The following is a 17,892-nucleotide window of genomic DNA, read 5'->3' on the forward strand; positions in this document are numbered from 1 at the left end:
TCCCCCTTTTGTTGCTCCTGGTCCTTGTTTTCACGGCTGGCGAACACCGATCGGGGGCCCCCCCCGGGGGGGGGCCCCCCCCCCCTCGGGCGTTGTTCGTGTGTGGGTGGTGTCAGTGGCCGCCCTGTTCGTCACGGCGGCGCTGCCAGCGCTGTTCGATCCGGTCCATCATCGAGCGCTTCTGCCGAGTCTGACCGCGGGCGGGTCGGGCACCCGGGGCTCCGGCTCCCGCTGCGGGCTGCTCACCCGGCTTGGGAGCCTTGCGCCAGCCGGTCACCGCGAGCACCGCGCAGCCCAGCATGACGAGGAAGCCCACCACGCTCAGCCAGACCTGTTTGGCGACCATACCGGCCATGAGGAGCGCGATTCCCACGAGGAAGCCAGCGACCGCCTGGTAGACCCGCCGCCGGGTGTACGTACGCAGCCCGCTTCCCTCGAGCGCCGACGCGAACTTGGGATCTTCGGCGTACAGCGCTCGCTCCATCTGCTCGAGCATGCGCTGCTCGTGCTCCGAGAGCGGCACGGAGTCCTCCTCATCGTGCAGTCGCCGGGGCGACCCGGGGGGTCCCTTCAGGATAGGCAGGGAATCGCCCCCGTGAAACCCGCCCCTCTACGCCAATTGGCCAACCGGAGCCCGTCATGGACGTCCCGGCTGCTGAGGTGTCCATTCCCCGGCAGCCGACCCGTCATGCCGGGCGGTCTCCCTCGATCATACGGCGCGCTGCGCCCGAACGGGGGGCCTGTGGCGTACTCCATCCGCAGCCAAGGCCCTGATCAGCGGTGCGCCTCGGGAGGCGCTCAGCTCCCGTCGGCCCCCTGCGTCTCCCCGAGCACATGAAGCTGGGTGGCGACGGAGTGGAAGGCGGGGAGCTCGGCGGCGGCCTCCTCCAGCTTGAGCAGGGCCTCCACTGCGCCGGGCTCGGTGTCCACGAGGACGCCGGGGACCAGGTCGGCGAAGACCCGCACACCGTGCACAGAGCCGACCCTGAGGCCCGCGCCCTCGACCAGCGCGGTGAGCTGCTCGGCGGTGAAGCGGCGCGGCACGGGGTCGCCGGAGCCCCAGCGCCCGTCCGGGTCGGTGAGGGCCTGCCGGGCCTCCTTGAAGTGGCCGGCGAGCGCCCGCGCGAGCACGGCTCCGCCGAGACCGGCGGCGAGGAGGCTGAGGACGCCTTCGGAGCGCAGCGCGGCCACCACGTTGCGGACGCCCTCGGCCGGGTCGTCGACGTACTCCAGGACGCCGTGGCACAGGACGGCGTCGTAGCCGCCGCGCTCGACGACGTCGAAGAGGCCGTGGGCATCGCCCTGGACGCCCTGCACCCGGTCGGCTACGCCGGCCTCGGCGGCGCGGCGCTCCAGGGCGAACAGCGCGTTGGGGCTGGGGTCGACGACGGTGACCCGGTGCCCGAGCAGGGCGACGGGCACGGCGAAGTTGCCGCTGCCGCCTCCGGTGTCGAGGACGTCCAGCGACTCACGCCCGGTCGCCTTGACCCGGCGTTCGAGGGCGTCCTGAAGGACCTCCCAGACCACGGCGGTACGGAGAGAGGCGCGGGGTCGCATCGGGTCCGACACGGCAGTTGACTCCTCGGCGCGGCACCGCCCCTCGCGGGGCGGAGCGAACGGGCTGCCTCCCCGGCCCCGACGGGCCCGGCCGGGATGGCGACGGTCGGGCAGGCGGAGGGAAGGCTTCAGGCGACTTCCACCCTATTGCCTCCGGCGCATTGCCCGGTCCCGGCGGTGCACCGGGTCGCCCCGGCACCCCGCCCCGGCGCAACGACGGGCCCCGTCAGCCGGTGTCCGGCAGGTCGCGGTTCGGCAGGTCTCGGTTCGGCAGGTCTCGGTTCGGGTGGGGGCCGTCCGGGGTGTCCGCGTCCTGGCGGGGCTGGGGCAGGACGGGCTGGAGCACCAGCATGCGTTCGACGAGGCGGAGGAACATCGCCACATCGCGTATCAGGTCGTCGGCGTCGCGGCGGGTGGCCGCGCCCTGGATGCCCGCCTCGGCCCGGGCGCGGCGCCGGGCCCCGGAGGCGAACAGCGCGCTCCACTCGGTGAGTTCGGGCGCTATCTCGGGGAGCACTTCCCAGGCGCTCCGGATCCGGGCCCGCCGGCGGGGCGCGGGATCCGGGCGCCCCCGGGCGGCGAGCACGGCCGCGGCGGTGCGCAGGGCCGCGAGGTGGGCCGTGGCGTAGCGCTCGTTGGGGGTGTCGAGGACGGCCGCCTCTTCCAGCCCGGCGCGGGCCTGGGCGAGCAGATCGAGGGCGGCGGGCGGGGCCGTGGTGCGACGGAGCACGGGGTGCACATCGCTCGCCGGGCCGGTCAGTGAGGGGGCAGGGCCGGTGGCGCGGCGCCGGTTTGCGGCGGATGCGTGGTAGGTGGCCATGACGAACCTCCTGTCGTCTGTGTGACGGCCTGCCCCGATACGGGGATGCCGTATGTGCCCATCGTGCGGTATGCCACTGACAATCCGTTCTGACCTGGCCTTTTGCTTCGATCGAAGGTTCGGGCGCAGCTCGCCGCCGCTGCGTGGCGCCGCACCCGGAACCGAGCCTGTGAGGATCCGGCGTCCCGGGGTCCGGGTTCCTGTGACAATCAGGACCATGGAAAGCAGCACCACCCCGGGCAGCCGCACCCGCCGCGAGGCCACCCGGCAGAAGCTCTACGAAGCCGCCGTCACCCTCATCGCCGAACAGGGCTTCTCCGCGACCACGGTGGACGAGATCGCCGAACGGGCCGGCGTGGCGAAGGGCACGGTCTACTACAACTTCGCGAGCAAGTCGGTCCTCTTCGAGGAGTTGCTGAGGCACGGCGTGGGCCTCCTCACCGCCTCGCTCCGGGAGGCGGCCGAGCGCACGGCACAGGAGGGCGGCGACCGGGTCGACGCGCTGGACGCGATGATCCGCGCGGGCCTCGTCTTCATCGACCGGTACCCGTCCTTCACCCAGCTCTACGTCGCCGAGCTGTGGCGCACCAACCGGGCCTGGCAGTCCACGCTGATGGTGGTCCGGCAGCAGGCGGTGGCCGTCGTCGAGACGGTGCTGCGCGAGGGCGTGGAGAACGGGGAGTTCAGCGACGAGATCGATGTGCCGCTGACGGCGGCCGCGCTGGTCGGCATGGTCCTGGTGGCCGCCCTGGACTGGCAGGCGTTCCAGCCGGAACGGTCCCTGGACGACGTCCACTCGGCGCTGTCGCGGCTGCTGCAGGGGCGGGTGAGCGGCCGCCGCTAGAGAGGCCGCCTTCTGCGAGCGCCTTCACGCGCGCGTGCAGGAAGAAGCGCCGGTCCGTGGTGGCCACGTCCCCCGTGGGCCGCCTCGAACCGGCGCTTCCTCGTGCTCCCCCGTTCCCCTGTCCCCCCCGTTGCTCCCCCGTTCGGTCGTTCCCCCGGGGTACCCCCCGTGCCTCGCTCCCGCCGAACTGGTCGGCGGAAGGAGCGGATCGAGGGCCGCTCCGTTCCGGCGCCCCGTGTCGCCGGTGCCGGAGCCGCGCCTCTTTCCGTGTCTCCACTCTCTCGTTCGCGCAGGTCGGTCCCCATCCGCGCGCGTACTCAACTCACCCCCTAGGTACGTGTACTCAGGGCTGCGCACTCATCCTCAGGACGGCGGTCAGCGCCTGGCGGGAGGAACGGCGCAGGGTCCGGCGCCCTGGCCGCCCCCGCCGGGCTGACGGCGTGACTGTCAGTGGCGGCCGATAAAGTCGCAGGCATGGCAGGGATTGCAGTGATCGGCGCCGGGATGGGCGCGCTGGCGGCGGCCGCCCGGCTGGCCGTGGCGGGCCACCGGGTGACGGTGTACGAGCGCACGGAGACGTACGGCGGAGCGGTGCGCCGCTTCGAGCGCGAGGGTTTCGGCTTCGACACCGGTCCCGGGCTGCTGCCCCTCCCCGCCGTCTACCGCGACCTGTTCGTCAAGACGGGCAAGGAGCCGCTGGAGGCCTGCGTCGAGCTGGTCCAGGTCGACCCGTCCGCCCGGCATCTCTTCGCGGACGGCACCGAGGCGGCGCTGCCGAACGCCTCGCGCGCGGGAGTCGTCTCGGCGCTGGACGAAGCGCTCGGGGCGCAGGCCGGACAGCGCTGGGGCGACTTCCTGGTGCGGGCCCGCGAGGCCTGGGACCGTACGCGTCGCCCGCTCCTGGAGGAGCCGCTGTGGCCGAACTGGTCGGTGCTGGCCGACCGTGAGCCCTACCCGTCGGTCCCCCACAAGCGCCTGCTGCGCACCCGCCGGGCGGGCACCCTCGCCGAGGTCGGCGCGTGGGAGCTGCGCGATCCGCGGCTCGCCGCGCTGTTGGAGGGCCACGCGCTCGCGTACGGCCTCGATCCTCGGGTCACCCCGGCGAGCGCGGCCGTCCTGCCGTACCTGGAGCACGCGTTCGGCACCTGGTACGTGCGAGGCGGGATGCGGGACCTGGCCCGTGCGGTGTACGAGCGGTGCCTGGCCCGCCGGGTCGAGTTCGTCTTCGACGCCGAGGTCGTGCGGGTCCTGGAGAAGGACGGCCGGGCGGCGGGCGTGGAACTGGCCGGAGACGGCAGGGTGGCGGAGGCGGACTTCGTGGTCGCCCCCGGCAGAATCTCCGGTGGTCCTGGCAGCGCCGCCGGTGCCCCCGGGGGCATCGCCGGTCTTCCCGGCCGCGGTGCGGGCGAGATCTGTCCCCAGCAGGGCCTGCCGAGCCGGCTGACCGTGCTGCTGGCGCTGCGCGGCGCCCGGCCGGAGGGCGCGGCACACCGCACGGTGGTGCACACGGCGGACCGCGAGGCCGAGTTGGAGAGCCTCTTCGGTCCGACGCCGTCCGTGCCCGCGCAGCCGACGGTCACGGTCATGCGGCCCGACGACCCGCGACTGACGCCGGACGGCGACCATGAGTCGGTCACGCTCTCCGCCGTGGTCCCCGCCGGGGCGGAGATCCGCGACGAGCACGTGGAGGCGCTGGTCGCCGCCGCCGAGCGGGCCGTTCCCGGCCTGCGCGACCGCGTTCTGTGGCGCGAGGTGCGCACCCCCGCCGACATCGCGCGGGAGACCGGCGCGGCGGGCGGGTCCGTGCCCGCGCCGGCGCTCGCGGCGGCCGGGGGGCGGCTGCTGCATCCCGCCAACTCCACGGGACTGCAAGGCCTGTTCACCGTCGGCGGCTGGTCGCACCCGGGCGGCGGGCTCCCGCACGCGGGCATGTCGGGCGCGCTGGTGTCCGGCCTGATCGTGGAGGGCCCGGAGTTCCGGGGCTCACAGTGAACCCCCGGTAGGTCGGCCCGGCAGGTCGGCCCAATAGGCAGGCCCCATAGGTCTGCCCGGCAAGTCGGCTAGGTCTGCCCGGCAAGTCGGCCCGGTGGCCGGGCTCTTGGGAGAACGCGGCCGTCAGAACCGATACTGCTGCTCGTCGTAGCCGTTGCCCTGGCCCTGGCCCGGCTGCTGTCCGTCGCCCTGGTACGGGTACTGCTGCTGCTCGGGCGGGAGTTCGCCGCCCAGCGGGTCGTCGGTGTTGCGCTGCTGCGGGACCCAGACGCCGCCGGCCGGGGTCTCCCCGTAGCCGCCGGTGCCGTACTGGTCCTGGCCGTAGCCCTGTTGCCCGTACTGCTGCTGGCCGTAGCCGGCGTCGTAGGAGCCGCCGCCGTAGGTCTGGGTGCCGATGTACGGGTCGGAGTAGGCGGCGTACTGCTGCTCGCCCGTGGCGTCGTAGCCGTACTGCTGCTGGTGGTAGCCGGAGTAGGTGTTGTCGTACCCGTAGTTCTGGTCCGCGCCCTGGGCGGCCGTCGCGTACTGGTCCTGGGGCTGGCCCTGCTGCTGGGCCTGGCCGGTCGCGGCCGCGTAGGCGGCGTCGCTGTATATGCCGTAGGTGCCGGTCTCGTCGGGCAGCGGCTGCGGCTCGTAGACGGAGGTGGTCTCGGCGGCCATGGGGTCGCCGCCCCGGGCGGCGGGCGTGAAGACGTCGTCGCGGTCGAAGTCGTCGTCGCCGTAGGCGTTCTTGTTCTGGCCGAACGCCGTGTCGTCGGTGCGGTAGGACGCGGCGACGTCGAAGCCGGCCTCGGCCGTCTGCAGGTCGGAGCCCTCGAGGCTCGGGTCCTGGCGCTCGGCCTTGCCGCGGCGGCGCTTGGAGAGGAAGCCGAGGGCGCCCGCCGTGTCCGCGCCCTCGTCCTCGTGCCCGTCCGCGTCGGTGCGCCGGAAGGCCCAGCCTTCGGCGAAGCCGCGACGGAACGACAGCGTGACGTAGGTCTGACCGACCGCGAAGGCGGCCGCGCCCAGCGCGATCACGACGACCGACGGGATCAGGACACCGAGAACGACGCCGAGGAAGCCGGCGAAGGCCAGCAATCGCCAGCGCAGTCGCGCCTTGTACTGCAGCAGCACCTCGCCCAGCAGCCACAACGCGACGATGCCGAACGCGATGTAGAGGACCGTCCAGCCCATGTACGCCCCTCTCCCAGTGGCCGCTACGCAGTGTGTCGTATGTGGGTGCGACCGGTCTAGGCCTGCGGCGGGTGGTGCAGACCCAGGTTCTCGTAGATTTCCAGCGTCGCCGTGGAGTTGTTGAGCGTGATGAAGTGCAGTCCGGGCACTCCCTCGGCGAGCAGCCGAGCACAGAACTCCGTGGCGAAGTCGATCCCAATGGAGCGTACAGCGGCCGGATCGTCTTTTGCTGTGAGGATCCGCTCTTTCAGAGCGGCCGGGAAGTGGGCGTTGCTGAGCCTGGGCAGGCTTTCCAGCATCTTCACACTCGTCACCGGCAGGACCTCGGGGATGACCGGAGTCACACAACCGGCCGTTTCGACCCGGTCGCGCAGCCGCAGATAGGACTCCGGCTCGAAGAACATCTGCGTGATGGCGTAGTCGGCGCCGGCCCGGCACTTGTCGACGAAGTGCGCGACGTCCGTGTCCCAGTCGTCGGAGCGCGGGTGCATCTCGGGGAAGGCTGCGACGCCCACGCAGAAGTCGCCCGACTCCTTGATGAGCCGGACGAGTTCGGCGGCGTACGTCAGGCCTCTCGGGTGCGGCACCCAGGCGCCCATGGGGTCGCCGGGCGGGTCGCCGCGCACCGCGAGCATGTTGCGGATCCCGGCGTCGGCGTACTGGCCGATGATGTTGCGCAGTTCGGCGATGGAGTGGTCCACGGCGGTGAGGTGCGCGACGGGCGTCAGGGTGGTGTCGACGACGATCTGCTGGGTCTCCTTGACCGTGGTCGCCCGGGTGGAGCCGCCGGCGCCGTACGTCACCGACACGAAGTCGGGTGCGACCGCCTCGACCCTGCGCAGCGCGTTCCACAGGCTCCGCTCACCCTTGGGCGTCTTCGGCGCGTAGAACTCGAACGAGTACGTCTTCTTGCCGGTCGCCAGGATGTCGCGCACGGTGCGCGCGCGGTCCGTCCTGGTGGATGCGGTTCCTAGGGCCATACCCGCAGGTTAGCCAGGGGCTGGCGGTCCCCCAACCGAATGCCGGAAATTTGCCCGAATTGTCGACTTGTTGTCCACCCCTTGGACGCGTGGCCGAGCCCGGCCCCGCCCGACCGGGCTACGCCTGGCTCAGCCGCTTCGCGAACTCCGCCGCCGCGGCGCCGGGGTCGTCCGCCTGCGTGATCGCCCGGACGACGACGACCCGGCGAGCGCCCGCCGCCAGCACCTCGTCGAGGTTGCCGAGGTCGATGCCGCCGATCGCGAACCAGGGGCGGTCGGCGCCGAGGGCGGCCGTGTGCCGCACCAGGTCGAGGCCGGGCGCGGCCCGGCCGGGCTTGGTGGGGGTGGGCCAGCACGGGCCGGTGCAGAAGTAGTCCACGCCCTCCTGGACGGCAGCGGCGGCCGCCTCCGCGTCGGTGTGCGTGGAGCGGCCTATGAGGACGTCGGCGCCGAGGATCGCCCGGGCCGCGGGGACCGGCAGGTCACCCTGGCCCAGATGGAGGACGTCGGCCCCGACGGCGTGGGCGACGTCCGCGCGGTCGTTGACCGCGAGCAGCTTGCCGTGCCGGGCGCAGGCGTCGGCGAAGACCCTGAGGTGCTCCAGCTCCTCCGCCGCCTCCATGCCCTTGTCCCGCAGTTGCACGATGTCGACGCCGCCCGCGAGGACCGCGTCAAGGAACTCCGGCAGGTCGCCCTGGCGGGTGCGGGCGTCCGTGCAGAGGTACAGCCGGGCGTCGGCGAGCCGGGCGCGGGCGGTGTCAGGCATACGAAAGCCCCCCAGGGTGGTGGCGTACGAGGGCCGGGCGGCCCCCGTACACCGGATCGTTCGGTTCGAATCCGCAGGTCGGACGCCAGACGTCGCCAGGTCGGACGCCAGACGTCGCCAGGTCGGACGGCAAGCGCCGCCGGGTCGTCGGGCGGCGGGCGCCGTCAGGTCATCGGGCGGCGGGCGCCTCGGGGTCGGACCGCGGGCGCCGCCGGGTCAGACGGCGAGCGCCTGGGCGCGGCGCTTCACCTCCGTGCCGCGATTCTCACTGAGGGCCTGCGCCGGGGTGCCGGGGAGGGTCGGGTCGGGGGTGAAGAGCCACTCCAGCATCTCTTCGTCCGTGAAGCCGTCGTCCCGCAGCAGGGTCAGGGTCCCGGACAGGCCCTTCACCACCTTGTCCCCGTCGATGAAGGCGGCGGGGACGTGCAGTGCGCGGTTCTCGCCACGGCGTACGGCGATGAGCTGGCCGTCCTTGACCAGCTGCCGGACGCGCGTCACCTCGACATCGAGCATTTCTGCGATGTCGGGCAGGGTGAGCCAGGCGGGGACGAGAACATCGGTCTTTGCGTCAATCTCGGTCACGGGAACAAGCCTGCCATCTGCCACCGACAGTCGGAAGTCGGGCCGGTCCGACCAGGGTGTCCGGGCCGGGGCGGACCAGCGTGTTCAGGCCGCGGCGGTCGCCGTCTTCAGCGGTTTCGCCGGGTCCGCGAGGAGCAGCGGGTCCATGGGCGTGCCCGCCTCGATCAGCCGTCTGCCCTGGGCCAGGTCGCGTGGGCGCCCCACGGCCAGCAGGGCCACCAGGCGGTCCTCGCGCAGCCAGCAGACCGTCCAGGCCGGTCCGGACGGGTCGCCGCGCCACAGGGTGCGGTCGGCGTCGGCGTGGTGCCCGGCGTACTGGACGAAACGGCCGAACTGCTCGGACCAGAAGTACGGGACGGGGTCATAGACGGCCAGGGGCTCGTCGGTGCTCGCGCCGACGATGTTCGCCGCGACCGTGCGCGGCCCCTGGAGGGCGTTGTCCCAGTGGTGGACGAGAAGTCGCTCGCCGTACCTTCCCGAAGGGAAGGAGGCGCAGTCGCCGACCGCGTAGACGTCCGGCACGGAGGTGCGCAGCGCGGCGTCGGCCACGACCTCGCGGTGCGCGCCCAGCTCAACGCCGGAGCCGGTCAGCCAGGCGGTGGCGGGGCGGGCGCCGATGCCGACCACGACGGCGTCGGCGGGCAGCCGCGAGCCGTCGTCGAGGACGACCGCGCCGGGCTCGACGCGCGCCACGCGTGCGTGGGTGCGCAGAACGGCGCCGCTGTCGGCGTACCAGGCGGCCATCGGGGCGGCGACCTCGGCGGGCAGGGCCCCGGCCAGCGGCCGGTCGGCGGCCTCGACGACGGTGACCGCGCAGCCGGCCCCGCGTGCGGCGGTGGCGAACTCCGCGCCGATCCAGCCGGCGCCGACGACCACGACGTCGTGCTGTCGGGCGAGCACGGGCCGTAGCCGTTCGGCGTCGTCCAGGGTGCGCAGCAGATGCACGCCGGGCACGCCTTCGGCGCCGGGCAGCCGGATCGGTTCGGCGCCGGTGGCGACCACGAGGACGTCGTAGGGGACCGGGCCGCGCTCGGTGTCCAGCTCGTGGTCGGCGGGGCGCAGGCCGAGGGCCTCGCGGCCGAGCTCCAGCTCGATGCCGAGGCCGTCGAGGTCGACGTCGAAGGCGGAGCTCTCGGATGTGCCGAGCAGGACGGCCTTGGACAGCGGGGGCCGGTCGTAGGGCTGGTGGGGTTCCGCTCCGATGAGTGTCACCGTGCCGTCGAAGCCCTGGTCGCGCAGGGCGACCGCGGTCTGCACACCGGCCATGCCCGCGCCGACGACGACCACGCGCCGCGCCGTGGGCCTGTCTTGCTCTGTCTGCTCGCTCACCTGATCACCATAGTCATGTCACCCTAGCCAGCTGACGACCCGTCAGTCAGCGGTCGTGCGCTGTGACCTGCTCCACGACGCTCGTGCCGCTGCCCGCCTGCGACTCCCACTGCCAGGCCTCGTCGAGGCGCACCCGGCCGTCGGGCAGCTCCAGGACGGTCGACACGCAGTGGCCCGAGGACGTCGTCCCGTCGTGCTTGAGCTGTACGTAGCGGAAGTCGAGCCGGTCTCCCTCCCGGGTACCCACCAGCTGCCCCCTCAGGACGTCGCCGCCCGCGTACTCGGCCCAGATCGCACCGTCCTGCTCGTGGTACGTGAAGCGGGTGCGGGTGCCGACCTGCCCGGGGGCCTGGTCGGCGACGGGAGCGAGGACCAGGCCGTCGAGTGAGCGTGCCATGGACGCAGGCTCCCTTACTGAGGTGTGCGGGGTCGGGCTAGGGTGACCAACGTAGAGCACTCGCGGGAGCCTGGACGCACCGGGCTGAGAGGGAGGCTGGCGGCCTCCGACCGTACGAACCTGATCCGGGTCATGCCGGCGAAGGGAGGGGCTGGACGCCCATGTCGTCTCCACTGTCGTCTCCACGTACGTCAGACGTCCTCGTCATCGGGGGCGGGATCATCGGGCTGGTCACGGCCTGGCGGGCCGCGCAGCGCGGCTTCGCCACGGCGGTGCTGGACCCGGAGCCGGGCGGCGGGGCCGCGCGGGTGGCCGCCGGAATGCTGGCCGCCGTCACCGAACTGCACCACGGCGAGCAGACCCTGCTCGGCCTCAACCTCGCCTCGGCCCACCGGTATCCGGACTTCGTGGCCGAGCTGGGCGAGCTGACCGGCCACGACCTCGGCTACCGGCGGTGCGGCACGCTCGCGGTCGCGCTGGACGCCGACGACCGCGCCCATCTGCGCGAACTGCACGCCCTGCAGCGGCAGTCGGGGCTGGAGTCGGAGTGGCTGTCCGGGCGGGAGTGCCGGCGCCTGGAGCCGCTGCTCGCGCCGGGGGTGCGCGGCGGACTGCGGGTGGACGGCGATCACCAGATCGATCCGCGACGGCTGGCCGGGGCGCTGCTGGCCGCGTGCGAGCGGGCGGGCGTGGTCTTCCACCGCGCGTGGGCCGAGCGGCTGTCCGTCGTGGACGGGCGGGCCGCGGGGATCGTCACACGGGACGGTACGACGCTGGCGGCGGGGCAGGTGGTGCTCGCCGGGGGCAGCCTGAGCGGGCGGCTCACCGGGGTTCCGCCGGACGTCCTGCCCCCCGTGCGGCCCGTGAAGGGGCAGGTGCTGCGGCTGACCGTGCCGCAGCCGTACGCGCCGTTCCTGAGCCGGACCGTGCGGGCCGTGGTGCGCGGCAGCCAGGTCTACCTGGTGCCGCGGGAGAACGGCGAGCTGGTCGTCGGCGCGACCAGCGAGGAGCTGGGCTGGGACACCACGGTGACGGCGGGGGGCGTGTACGAGCTGCTGCGCGACGCCCATGAGCTGGTCCCGGGGATCACCGAGCTGCCGCTCACGGAGACCCGCGCGGGGCTGCGGCCCGGGTCCCCGGACAACGCGCCGCTGCTCGGGCCGACGGAGCTGGAGGGGCTGCTGCTGGCCACCGGGCACTATCGCAACGGCGTGCTGCTGACGCCGGTGACCGGGGACGCGATGGCGCAGGCGCTGGCCACCGGGGAGCTCCCGGACGAGGCCCGTCCCTTCACGCCCCGGCGGTTCGCGCGGTTCGCGCTCCAGGAGCAGCCGGTATGAACATCTCGGTCAACGGCGAGCGCCGGGAGTTCGCCCCCGGCACGGCTCTCGACAGCGTCGTGCGCGCGCTGACGCCGGCCCCTTCGGGAGTGGCCGCCGCCCTGAACGAAACCGTCGTCCCGCGCGCGCGGTGGTCGTCGACGGCCCTCTCCGAGGGGGACCGCGTCGAGGTCCTCACCGCCGTCCAAGGAGGCTGACCCATGGCCGACGATCCCTTCGTCCTCGCAGGCATGTCGTTCTCGTCCCGGCTGATCATGGGCACGGGGGGTGCGCCCAGCCTGGAGGTGCTGGAACGGGCGCTGGTGGCGTCCGGGACCGAGCTGACGACGGTGGCGATGCGCCGCGTCGACCCTTCGGTGCGGGGTTCCGTGCTGTCGGTGCTGGAGCGGCTGGGCATCCGGGTGCTGCCGAACACGGCGGGGTGCTTCACCGCCGGGGAGGCCGTGCTGACGGCTCGGCTCGCGCGGGAGGCGCTGGGCACGTCCCTGGTCAAGCTGGAGGTCATCGCCGACGAGCGGACGCTGCTGCCGGATCCGATCGAGTTGCTGGACGCGGCGGAGACGCTGGTGGACGACGGGTTCACGGTGCTGCCGTACACGAACGACGATCCGGTGCTGGCCAGGAAGCTGGAGGACGTGGGGTGCGCCGCGGTGATGCCGCTGGGGTCGCCGATCGGCTCCGGCCTGGGCATCCGCAACCCGCACAACTTCCAGCTGATCGTGGAGCACGCGCGTGTGCCGGTGATTCTCGACGCGGGGGCCGGTACGGCGTCGGATGTGGCGCTGGCGATGGAGCTGGGGTGTGCGGGGGTGATGCTGGCGTCGGCGGTGACGCGGTCGGCGGACCCCGAGCGGATGGCGTCCGCCATGCGGGCCGGGGTCGAGGCGGGCAGGTCGGCCCGCCTCGCAGGTCGGATCCCCCGCCGTTACTTCGCCTCGGCGTCCTCCCCTGCGGCCGGCCTCGCGGCGCTGGACCCCGAGCGCCCCGCCTTCTGACCCCCGGTCCACCCCCGAAAAAAACATCGCCCACCCCCGCACCACCCGTTCCAGTCGGCCGAGAAGTGGGCGTCTCTCGTGGGGCTCAGCGCCGTCGGCGGCCGAACCTCCATGGGCCCCTCCGGCCCCCACTCGCGTCACAGCTCGGCTGCAGTCGGGGACCGATCGTCGTGGAGGCGGGGATCGTGTCAGTGCCTGCTCGTAGACTCGCCTGCGTGGACACGACCCTTCAGGACCCGCTGGTCGGGCAGGTGCTCGACGGCCGGTATCGCGTAGAGGCGCGGATCGCGGTCGGCGGTATGGCCACGGTCTACCGGGCCGTGGACACCCGCCTCGACCGCGTGCTCGCGCTCAAGGTGATGCACCCGGCGCTCGCCGCCGACGGGGCGTTCGTCGATCGGTTCATCCGGGAGGCGAAGTCCGTCGCCCGGCTCGCCCACCCGAATGTCGTCCAGGTGTTCGACCAGGGTGCCGACGCGTCGTACGTCTATCTCGCCATGGAGTACATCGCCGGGTGCACCCTGCGTGACGTGCTGCGTGAGCGCGGGGCGCTGCAGCCGCGGGCCGCGCTCGACATCCTGGAGCCGGTGCTCGCCGCCCTGGGGGCCGCGCACCGCGCCGGTTTCGTGCACCGGGACATGAAGCCCGAGAACGTGCTGATAGGGGACGACGGGCGGGTCAAGGTCGCCGACTTCGGGCTCGTGCGGTCCGTGGACACCGTGACCAGCACCACCGGGGCCGTGCTCGGCACCGTCGCCTATCTCGCCCCCGAGCAAATCGAGCAGCCCGGCGTCGCCGATCCCCGGGTCGACGTGTACGCGTGCGGGGTCGTGCTCTACGAGATGCTCACCGGCGAGAAGCCGCACGACGGCGACTCCCCCGCGATCGTGCTCTACAAGCACCTCCACGAGGACGTCCCGCCGCCGTCGGCCGCCGTCCCCGGTCTGCCGTTCGAGCTGGACGAGCTGGTGGCGACCGCCACCGCCCGCACGCCCGGCGTCCGGCCGCACGACGCGGTCGCGCTGCTCGGGCAGGTCCGGGAGGCGCGCGCCCCGCTCAGCGAGGCACAGCTGGACGCGCTGCCGCCGCAGGCCGTCTCCGCCGGGCACGACATCGCCGAGGACCGCACCAGCGTCATCCCGCGCTCGCTGACGGTGCCGCGCCCGCTGCCCGTCAACGAGGACGACCCGCTCGACCCCGCGCGCGACGACGGCTCGGTCAACCGGACCTCCCGGTTCCAGAGCCCGCCGCCGCTGCCGCCGCGGCGGCGGTCCGTGCGCGCGCCCCGGCGTGGGGTGCTCGCGCTGATCACCGTCGTCCTGCTGGTGTTCGGCGTCGGCGCGGGCGTCTGGTACATCAACTCCGGACAGTTCACCAAGGTCCCCGCGGTGCTGACGCAGAAGGAGGCGGACGCCAGGAAGCGGCTGGAGGCGGCCGGGCTCGAGGTCGGCCAGGTCCAGCACCAGTACAGCGACACCGCCAAGCGCGGCACGGTCATGGAGACGGACCCCGAGCCGGGCGCCAGGATCCGCAAGAACGACTCGGTGACGCTCACCGTCTCCGACGGCCCCGAGATCGTGAAGGTGCCGGATGTGACGGGCTCCCGGCTGGACAAGGTCGAGCAGCTGCTGAAGACGGACGGCCTGGAGCCGGGTCTGGTCACCAAGGAGTTCAGCGAGGACGTCATCAAGGGCTTCGTGATCCGCACCGATCCGGCGGCGGGCACGGAGCGGCGCGCGGGCACCGCGGTCGCGATCGTGGTCAGCAAGGGAAGCCCGATCGACGTCCCGGACGTCACCGGGGAGACACTGGCCGACGCCAGGGCGGAGCTGCAGGAGGCCGGCCTGAAGGTGAAGGTCGCCGCCGCCGCGGTCAACTCCGAGTTCGACAAGGGGCAGGTCGCGGCGCAGACCCCGGAGGCCGACAGCGAGGCCGCCGACGGCGACACGGTGACGCTGACGCTGTCCAAGGGGCCGGTGCTGGTCGAGGTCCCGGACGTGGTCGGGGCGAGCGTCGACGACGCCACCTCGCTCCTGGAGCAGTCCGGGTTCAAGGTCAAGGAGGACCGCGGGCTGCTCGGGCTCTTCGGCGACAGCGTCAAGAAGCAGTCCGTGAAGGCCGGCGAGACGGCGCCCAAGGGGTCGACGATCACCATCACCATCCGGTGACCGGCGGGGCGGCCGGGCATGACACCCTGACCCGGTGAGTCCTCGATCCCCCTTCCCCTCCCGCAACCCCGTCGGCGGTCATGTCCCGGTGGCCGGCGGTCTGCACGACGTGGGCATGTCGTACGCGCACGACCTCGGGGCCGAGACGGTCCAGGTGTTCGTCGCCAACCCGCGCGGCTGGGCGACGCCCGTCGGGAACCCGCGGCAGGACCAGGCGTTCCGTGAGGCGTGCGCGGATCGGGCGGTCCCGGCGTATGTGCACGCGCCCTACCTGATCAACTTCGGCTCGCACACCGAGGCGACGGCCGAGAAGTCGGTGGAGTCGATGCGGCACTCGCTGCGCCGCGGGCGGGAGATCGGCGCGCTGGGCGTGGTCGTCCACACGGGCAGCGCGACCGGCGGGCGGGACCGGTCGGTGGCGCTGAAGCAGGTGCGCGAGTATCTGCTGCCGCTGCTGGACGAGCTGACGCACGACGACGACCCGTTCCTGCTGCTGGAGTCGACGGCCGGGCAGGGCGCCTCGCTGTGCTCCCGGACCTGGGACTTCGGACCGTACTTCGAGGCGCTGGACGCCCATCCCAAGCTCGGCGTCTGCCTCGACACCTGTCACATCTTCGCGGCGGGACACGATCTGACCGGCCCGTCAGGGATGCACCAGACCCTCGATCTGCTGGTGGACACGGTCGGCGAGGGCCGGCTGAAACTGATCCACGCCAACGATTCCAAGGACGTGGTCGGCGCCCACAAGGACCGGCACGAGAACATCGGGGCCGGTCATATCGGCGAGGACCCGTTCCGGGCGCTGCTGACCCACCCCGCGACGGAGGGCGTCCCGCTGATCATCGAGACGCCCGGCGGCAAGGAGGGCCACGCGGCGGACGTGGAACGGCTGAAGAGGCTCCGGGGCGGCTGAGGCGGTCAGTCCTCGTTCTCGAACAGCACGTGGGACGTGTCGACGATGTGCACCACGAGCACGACCAGCAAACCGTCGCTGACGAGGTACTCGATGGCCATCGTGTGTGTCAGGGCGAGGGATCGGGTGTTCTCGTCACCTGAGATCGGCGACGAGATCTTGGTGCGGGGATCCGTGGCCACTATCGCGAGGCCACGCTGGAGCAGCTCCCGGCGGTCGTCCGGAAGGCTGTCGCGCACCCGCCCCGCGGATTCCGAGTAGATCACGTTGAAGATGGCCATCAGTGGCTCCCCTGCACGGCTTTCATAGCAACCGCCAAGGAGCCTACCGGCAAAGCCGCCACCCCGGTGCCTCAGAGCTCCGGCCCCTCCCCCGGCCCCTCCTGGTAGGAGTACCGCTGTTCCTTCCAGGGGTCGCCGATGTTGTGGTAGCCGCGCTCCTCCCAGAAGCCGCGGCGGTCGGCGGTCATGTACTCGATGCCGCGGACCCACTTGGGGCCCTTCCAGGCGTAGAGGTGCGGGACGACCAGGCGGAGCGGGAAGCCGTGTTCGGCGGTGAGCAGCTCGCCGTCCTTGTGGGTGGCGAAAATCGTGCGCTCGGCAGTGAAGTCGACGAGGCGCAGGTTGGAGCTGAAGCCGTACTCGGCCCACACCATCACATGGGTGACGTTCGGGGCGGGCGGCGCGATCTCCAGGATCGTCCGGGCGGGGATGCCGCCCCACTCGGCGCCGAGCATGCTGAACTTCGTCACGCAGTGCAGATCGGCCATGACGGAGGCGTACGGAAGGGCCGTGAACTCCTCGTGGTTCCAGGAGCTCTTCTCGCCGTCGGCGGTGGCGCCGAAAACCCTGAAGTCCCAGCGTTCGGGCCGGAACTTGGGCACCGGACCGTAGTGGGTGACCGGCCAGCCGCGCTGGAGGCGCTGTCCCGGCGGAAGCTCTGACACTGCTTCTTCCCCAGATGCGCGCTCCGCCGGCTGACCCATGACTCCATCCTGACAGACCGGCGACGGTGCACATGACCGGCCATGACCGCCCATATCCAGAATCGGGCAACTGCCACTAAGCATGCACTAACTTACTAAGTACGCACTTACTGGACGATCTTCGGCGCCGGTGAAATCATGCGGCGGAACCTCCCCGAATTCCCCATCCTGAATTCCCATGCGGAAGGAGCCTCTGCGATGCAGGGCGACCCCGAGGTCATCGAGTTCCTCAACGAGCAGCTCACCGGCGAGCTGACCGCGATCAACCAGTACTTCCTCCACGCCAAGATGCAGGAGAACTTCGGCTGGACGAAGCTCGCGAAGTACACCCGGCACGAATCGTTCGACGAGATGAAGCACGCCGAGGTGCTCACCGACCGAATTCTGTTCCTGGACGGGCTGCCGAACTATCAGCGGCTGTTCCATGTGCGGATCGGCCAGACGGTCAAGGAAATGTTCGAGGCCGACCGGAAGATCGAGGTCGAGGCGATCGACCGGCTGAAGCGCGGTATCAAGGTGATGCGCGAAAAGGGCGATGTGACGTCCGCGAACATCTTCGAGTCGATTCTCGAGGACGAGGAGCACCACATCGACTACCTCGACACCCAGCTGGAGCTGGTGGAGAAGCTCGGCGAGGCGCTGTACATCGCCCAGCTGATCGAGCAGCCGGAGAGCTGACGCCCCGGGCGGCCGAAGACTAAGCGGCTTCCTTGAGATCGGTGAGGTCGGCGAGCTCGGTGAGGACCGGCCGGCCCTGGTCGGCCAGCTCCCGGCGCGGGCATGCGCCTCGGCCGAGGATGGCCTGAATACGACGTACGCACGAGCCGCAGTCCGTTCCGGCCTTGCAGGCGGAGGCGATCTGGCGGGGCGTGCAGGCGCCGTCGTCCACGTGCTTCTGGACCTGCGCTTCCGTCACTCCGAAGCAGCTGCAGACATACACGCGGACTCACCTCCCGTCGAGATCAATAAGGCTAACCTAACCTTACCCGGCGACCGGCGAGCATAAAAGTGCGGTGGGGCGCGGATCCTATGTGATCCGCGCCCCACCGCA

20 protein-coding genes and 1 riboswitch are annotated in these 17,892 nt (G+C 72.1%); of the genes, 8 read left to right on the forward strand and 12 right to left on the reverse strand.

What is annotated here, in order from left to right:
• Positions 1-112 precede the first annotated feature (112 nt).
• From ACWCPF_RS16570 to ACWCPF_RS16580, 3 genes are all read right to left on the reverse strand, one after another.
• The gene (locus ACWCPF_RS16570) at positions 113-523 is read right to left on the reverse strand and encodes a DUF3040 domain-containing protein (protein ID WP_451045731.1); all 411 of its coding nucleotides are present in this window, start codon (positions 521-523) and stop codon (positions 113-115) included.
• 275 nt (positions 524-798) lie between these two features.
• Positions 799-1,569: a methyltransferase gene (locus ACWCPF_RS16575; protein WP_451045732.1), complete on the reverse strand. Its 771-nt coding sequence runs from the start codon at positions 1,567-1,569 to the stop codon at positions 799-801.
• Positions 1,570-1,783: 214 nt separating this feature from the next.
• A complete protein-coding gene (locus tag ACWCPF_RS16580) occupies positions 1,784-2,377 on the reverse strand; it encodes an SAV_6107 family HEPN domain-containing protein (protein ID WP_451045733.1) in 594 nt (197 codons plus the stop codon).
• A gap of 217 nt (positions 2,378-2,594) precedes the next feature.
• Between ACWCPF_RS16580 and ACWCPF_RS16585 the strand changes: the two genes are divergently transcribed.
• Together ACWCPF_RS16585 and ACWCPF_RS16590 are read left to right on the forward strand one after the other, a co-directional pair.
• Positions 2,595-3,221: a TetR/AcrR family transcriptional regulator gene (locus ACWCPF_RS16585; protein ID WP_451045734.1), complete on the forward strand. Its 627-nt coding sequence runs from the start codon at positions 2,595-2,597 to the stop codon at positions 3,219-3,221.
• Between the two features lie 474 nt (positions 3,222-3,695).
• Positions 3,696-5,213 carry a phytoene desaturase family protein gene (locus tag ACWCPF_RS16590; RefSeq protein WP_451045735.1) on the forward strand — a complete coding sequence of 506 codons (1,518 nt, stop codon included), beginning with the start codon at positions 3,696-3,698 and terminating at the stop codon, positions 5,211-5,213.
• A 123-nt stretch (positions 5,214-5,336) separates the two neighbouring features.
• Here the strand turns inward: ACWCPF_RS16590 and ACWCPF_RS16595 are convergent, their stop codons facing one another.
• The 6 genes from ACWCPF_RS16595 to ACWCPF_RS16620 form a co-directional block, all read right to left on the reverse strand.
• Entirely contained in the window at positions 5,337-6,386 is a 1,050-nt protein-coding gene (locus ACWCPF_RS16595; protein ID WP_451045736.1) for an SCO2102 family sporulation regulator, read from the reverse strand.
• A gap of 56 nt (positions 6,387-6,442) precedes the next feature.
• Positions 6,443-7,366 carry a methylenetetrahydrofolate reductase [NAD(P)H] gene (gene metF / locus ACWCPF_RS16600; protein ID WP_451045737.1) on the reverse strand — a complete coding sequence of 308 codons (924 nt, stop codon included), beginning with the start codon at positions 7,364-7,366 and terminating at the stop codon, positions 6,443-6,445.
• 118 nt (positions 7,367-7,484) lie between these two features.
• Complete coding sequence (thiE, locus tag ACWCPF_RS16605) at positions 7,485-8,132, reverse strand: thiamine phosphate synthase (protein ID WP_451045738.1); 648 nt, start codon at positions 8,130-8,132, stop codon at positions 7,485-7,487.
• A gap of 216 nt (positions 8,133-8,348) precedes the next feature.
• On the reverse strand, positions 8,349-8,714 hold the full coding sequence (locus ACWCPF_RS16610; RefSeq protein ID WP_451045739.1) for an Rv2175c family DNA-binding protein: 366 nt from the start codon (positions 8,712-8,714) through the stop codon (positions 8,349-8,351).
• 84 nt (positions 8,715-8,798) lie between these two features.
• The gene (locus ACWCPF_RS16615) at positions 8,799-10,043 is read right to left on the reverse strand and encodes an NAD(P)/FAD-dependent oxidoreductase (RefSeq protein WP_451045740.1); all 1,245 of its coding nucleotides are present in this window, start codon (positions 10,041-10,043) and stop codon (positions 8,799-8,801) included.
• Between the two features lie 46 nt (positions 10,044-10,089).
• On the reverse strand, positions 10,090-10,440 hold the full coding sequence (locus ACWCPF_RS16620; protein ID WP_451045741.1) for a hypothetical protein: 351 nt from the start codon (positions 10,438-10,440) through the stop codon (positions 10,090-10,092).
• A 52-nt stretch (positions 10,441-10,492) separates the two neighbouring features.
• Positions 10,493-10,604: riboswitch (TPP riboswitch) on the forward strand.
• On the opposite strand from ACWCPF_RS16620, the gene thiO reads away from it, so the two are divergent.
• The 5 genes from thiO (at position 10,602) to ACWCPF_RS16645 (ending at position 15,856) form a co-directional block, all read left to right on the forward strand.
• Positions 10,602-11,780, forward strand: coding sequence for a glycine oxidase ThiO (gene thiO, locus ACWCPF_RS16625; protein WP_451045742.1), 1,179 nt, complete (start codon positions 10,602-10,604; stop codon positions 11,778-11,780). It overlaps the preceding riboswitch by 3 nt.
• Entirely contained in the window at positions 11,777-11,977 is a 201-nt protein-coding gene (thiS, locus tag ACWCPF_RS16630; RefSeq protein ID WP_451045743.1) for a sulfur carrier protein ThiS, read from the forward strand. Before thiO ends, thiS begins: the two co-directional genes overlap by 4 nt.
• Positions 11,978-11,980: 3 nt before the next feature.
• Positions 11,981-12,775, forward strand: a complete 795-nt coding sequence (locus tag ACWCPF_RS16635; protein ID WP_451045744.1) for a thiazole synthase — start codon at positions 11,981-11,983, stop codon at positions 12,773-12,775.
• Between the two features lie 215 nt (positions 12,776-12,990).
• Complete coding sequence (gene pknB, locus ACWCPF_RS16640) at positions 12,991-14,943, forward strand: Stk1 family PASTA domain-containing Ser/Thr kinase (RefSeq protein WP_451045745.1); 1,953 nt, start codon at positions 12,991-12,993, stop codon at positions 14,941-14,943.
• A 34-nt stretch (positions 14,944-14,977) separates the two neighbouring features.
• On the forward strand, positions 14,978-15,856 hold the full coding sequence (locus ACWCPF_RS16645) for a deoxyribonuclease IV (protein ID WP_451045746.1): 879 nt from the start codon (positions 14,978-14,980) through the stop codon (positions 15,854-15,856).
• A 5-nt stretch (positions 15,857-15,861) separates the two neighbouring features.
• Here the strand turns inward: ACWCPF_RS16645 and ACWCPF_RS16650 are convergent, their stop codons facing one another.
• Together ACWCPF_RS16650 and ACWCPF_RS16655 are read right to left on the reverse strand one after the other, a co-directional pair.
• Positions 15,862-16,137, reverse strand: coding sequence for a hypothetical protein (locus tag ACWCPF_RS16650; protein WP_451045747.1), 276 nt, complete (start codon positions 16,135-16,137; stop codon positions 15,862-15,864).
• Between the two features lie 71 nt (positions 16,138-16,208).
• On the reverse strand, positions 16,209-16,841 hold the full coding sequence (locus ACWCPF_RS16655) for a sulfite oxidase-like oxidoreductase (RefSeq protein ID WP_451045748.1): 633 nt from the start codon (positions 16,839-16,841) through the stop codon (positions 16,209-16,211).
• 198 nt (positions 16,842-17,039) lie between these two features.
• Between ACWCPF_RS16655 and bfr the strand changes: the two genes are divergently transcribed.
• Complete coding sequence (bfr, locus tag ACWCPF_RS16660) at positions 17,040-17,519, forward strand: bacterioferritin (RefSeq protein WP_351912475.1); 480 nt, start codon at positions 17,040-17,042, stop codon at positions 17,517-17,519.
• 19 nt (positions 17,520-17,538) lie between these two features.
• On the opposite strand, the gene ACWCPF_RS16665 is transcribed toward bfr, so the two are convergent.
• Positions 17,539-17,781 carry a (2Fe-2S)-binding protein gene (locus ACWCPF_RS16665; protein ID WP_451045749.1) on the reverse strand — a complete coding sequence of 81 codons (243 nt, stop codon included), beginning with the start codon at positions 17,779-17,781 and terminating at the stop codon, positions 17,539-17,541.
• Positions 17,782-17,892: the final 111 nt, after the last annotated feature.

It is taken from the genome of Streptomyces sp. NPDC001858 (assembly GCF_053594615.1).

Bases quoted from the DNA above. Each gene is read 5' to 3' on its own strand.
- ACWCPF_RS16580 (WP_451045733.1), bottom strand. From the start codon at position 2,377: ATGGCCACCTACCACGCATCCGCCGCAAACCGGCGCCGCGCCACCGGC.
- ACWCPF_RS16585 (WP_451045734.1), top strand. From the start codon at position 2,595: ATGGAAAGCAGCACCACCCCGGGCAGCCGCACCCGCCGCGAGGCCACC.
- ACWCPF_RS16590 (WP_451045735.1), top strand. From the start codon at position 3,696: ATGGCAGGGATTGCAGTGATCGGCGCCGGGATGGGCGCGCTGGCGGCG.
- ACWCPF_RS16595 (WP_451045736.1), bottom strand. From the start codon at position 6,386: ATGGGCTGGACGGTCCTCTACATCGCGTTCGGCATCGTCGCGTTGTGG.
- metF (WP_451045737.1), bottom strand. From the start codon at position 7,366: ATGGCCCTAGGAACCGCATCCACCAGGACGGACCGCGCGCGCACCGTG.
- thiE (WP_451045738.1), bottom strand. From the start codon at position 8,132: ATGCCTGACACCGCCCGCGCCCGGCTCGCCGACGCCCGGCTGTACCTC.
- ACWCPF_RS16620 (WP_451045741.1), bottom strand. From the start codon at position 10,440: ATGGCACGCTCACTCGACGGCCTGGTCCTCGCTCCCGTCGCCGACCAG.
- thiO (WP_451045742.1), top strand. From the start codon at position 10,602: ATGTCGTCTCCACTGTCGTCTCCACGTACGTCAGACGTCCTCGTCATC.
- thiS (WP_451045743.1), top strand. From the start codon at position 11,777: ATGAACATCTCGGTCAACGGCGAGCGCCGGGAGTTCGCCCCCGGCACG.
- ACWCPF_RS16635 (WP_451045744.1), top strand. From the start codon at position 11,981: ATGGCCGACGATCCCTTCGTCCTCGCAGGCATGTCGTTCTCGTCCCGG.
- ACWCPF_RS16650 (WP_451045747.1), bottom strand. From the start codon at position 16,137: ATGGCCATCTTCAACGTGATCTACTCGGAATCCGCGGGGCGGGTGCGC.
- ACWCPF_RS16655 (WP_451045748.1), bottom strand. From the start codon at position 16,841: ATGGGTCAGCCGGCGGAGCGCGCATCTGGGGAAGAAGCAGTGTCAGAG.
- bfr (WP_351912475.1), top strand. From the start codon at position 17,040: ATGCAGGGCGACCCCGAGGTCATCGAGTTCCTCAACGAGCAGCTCACC.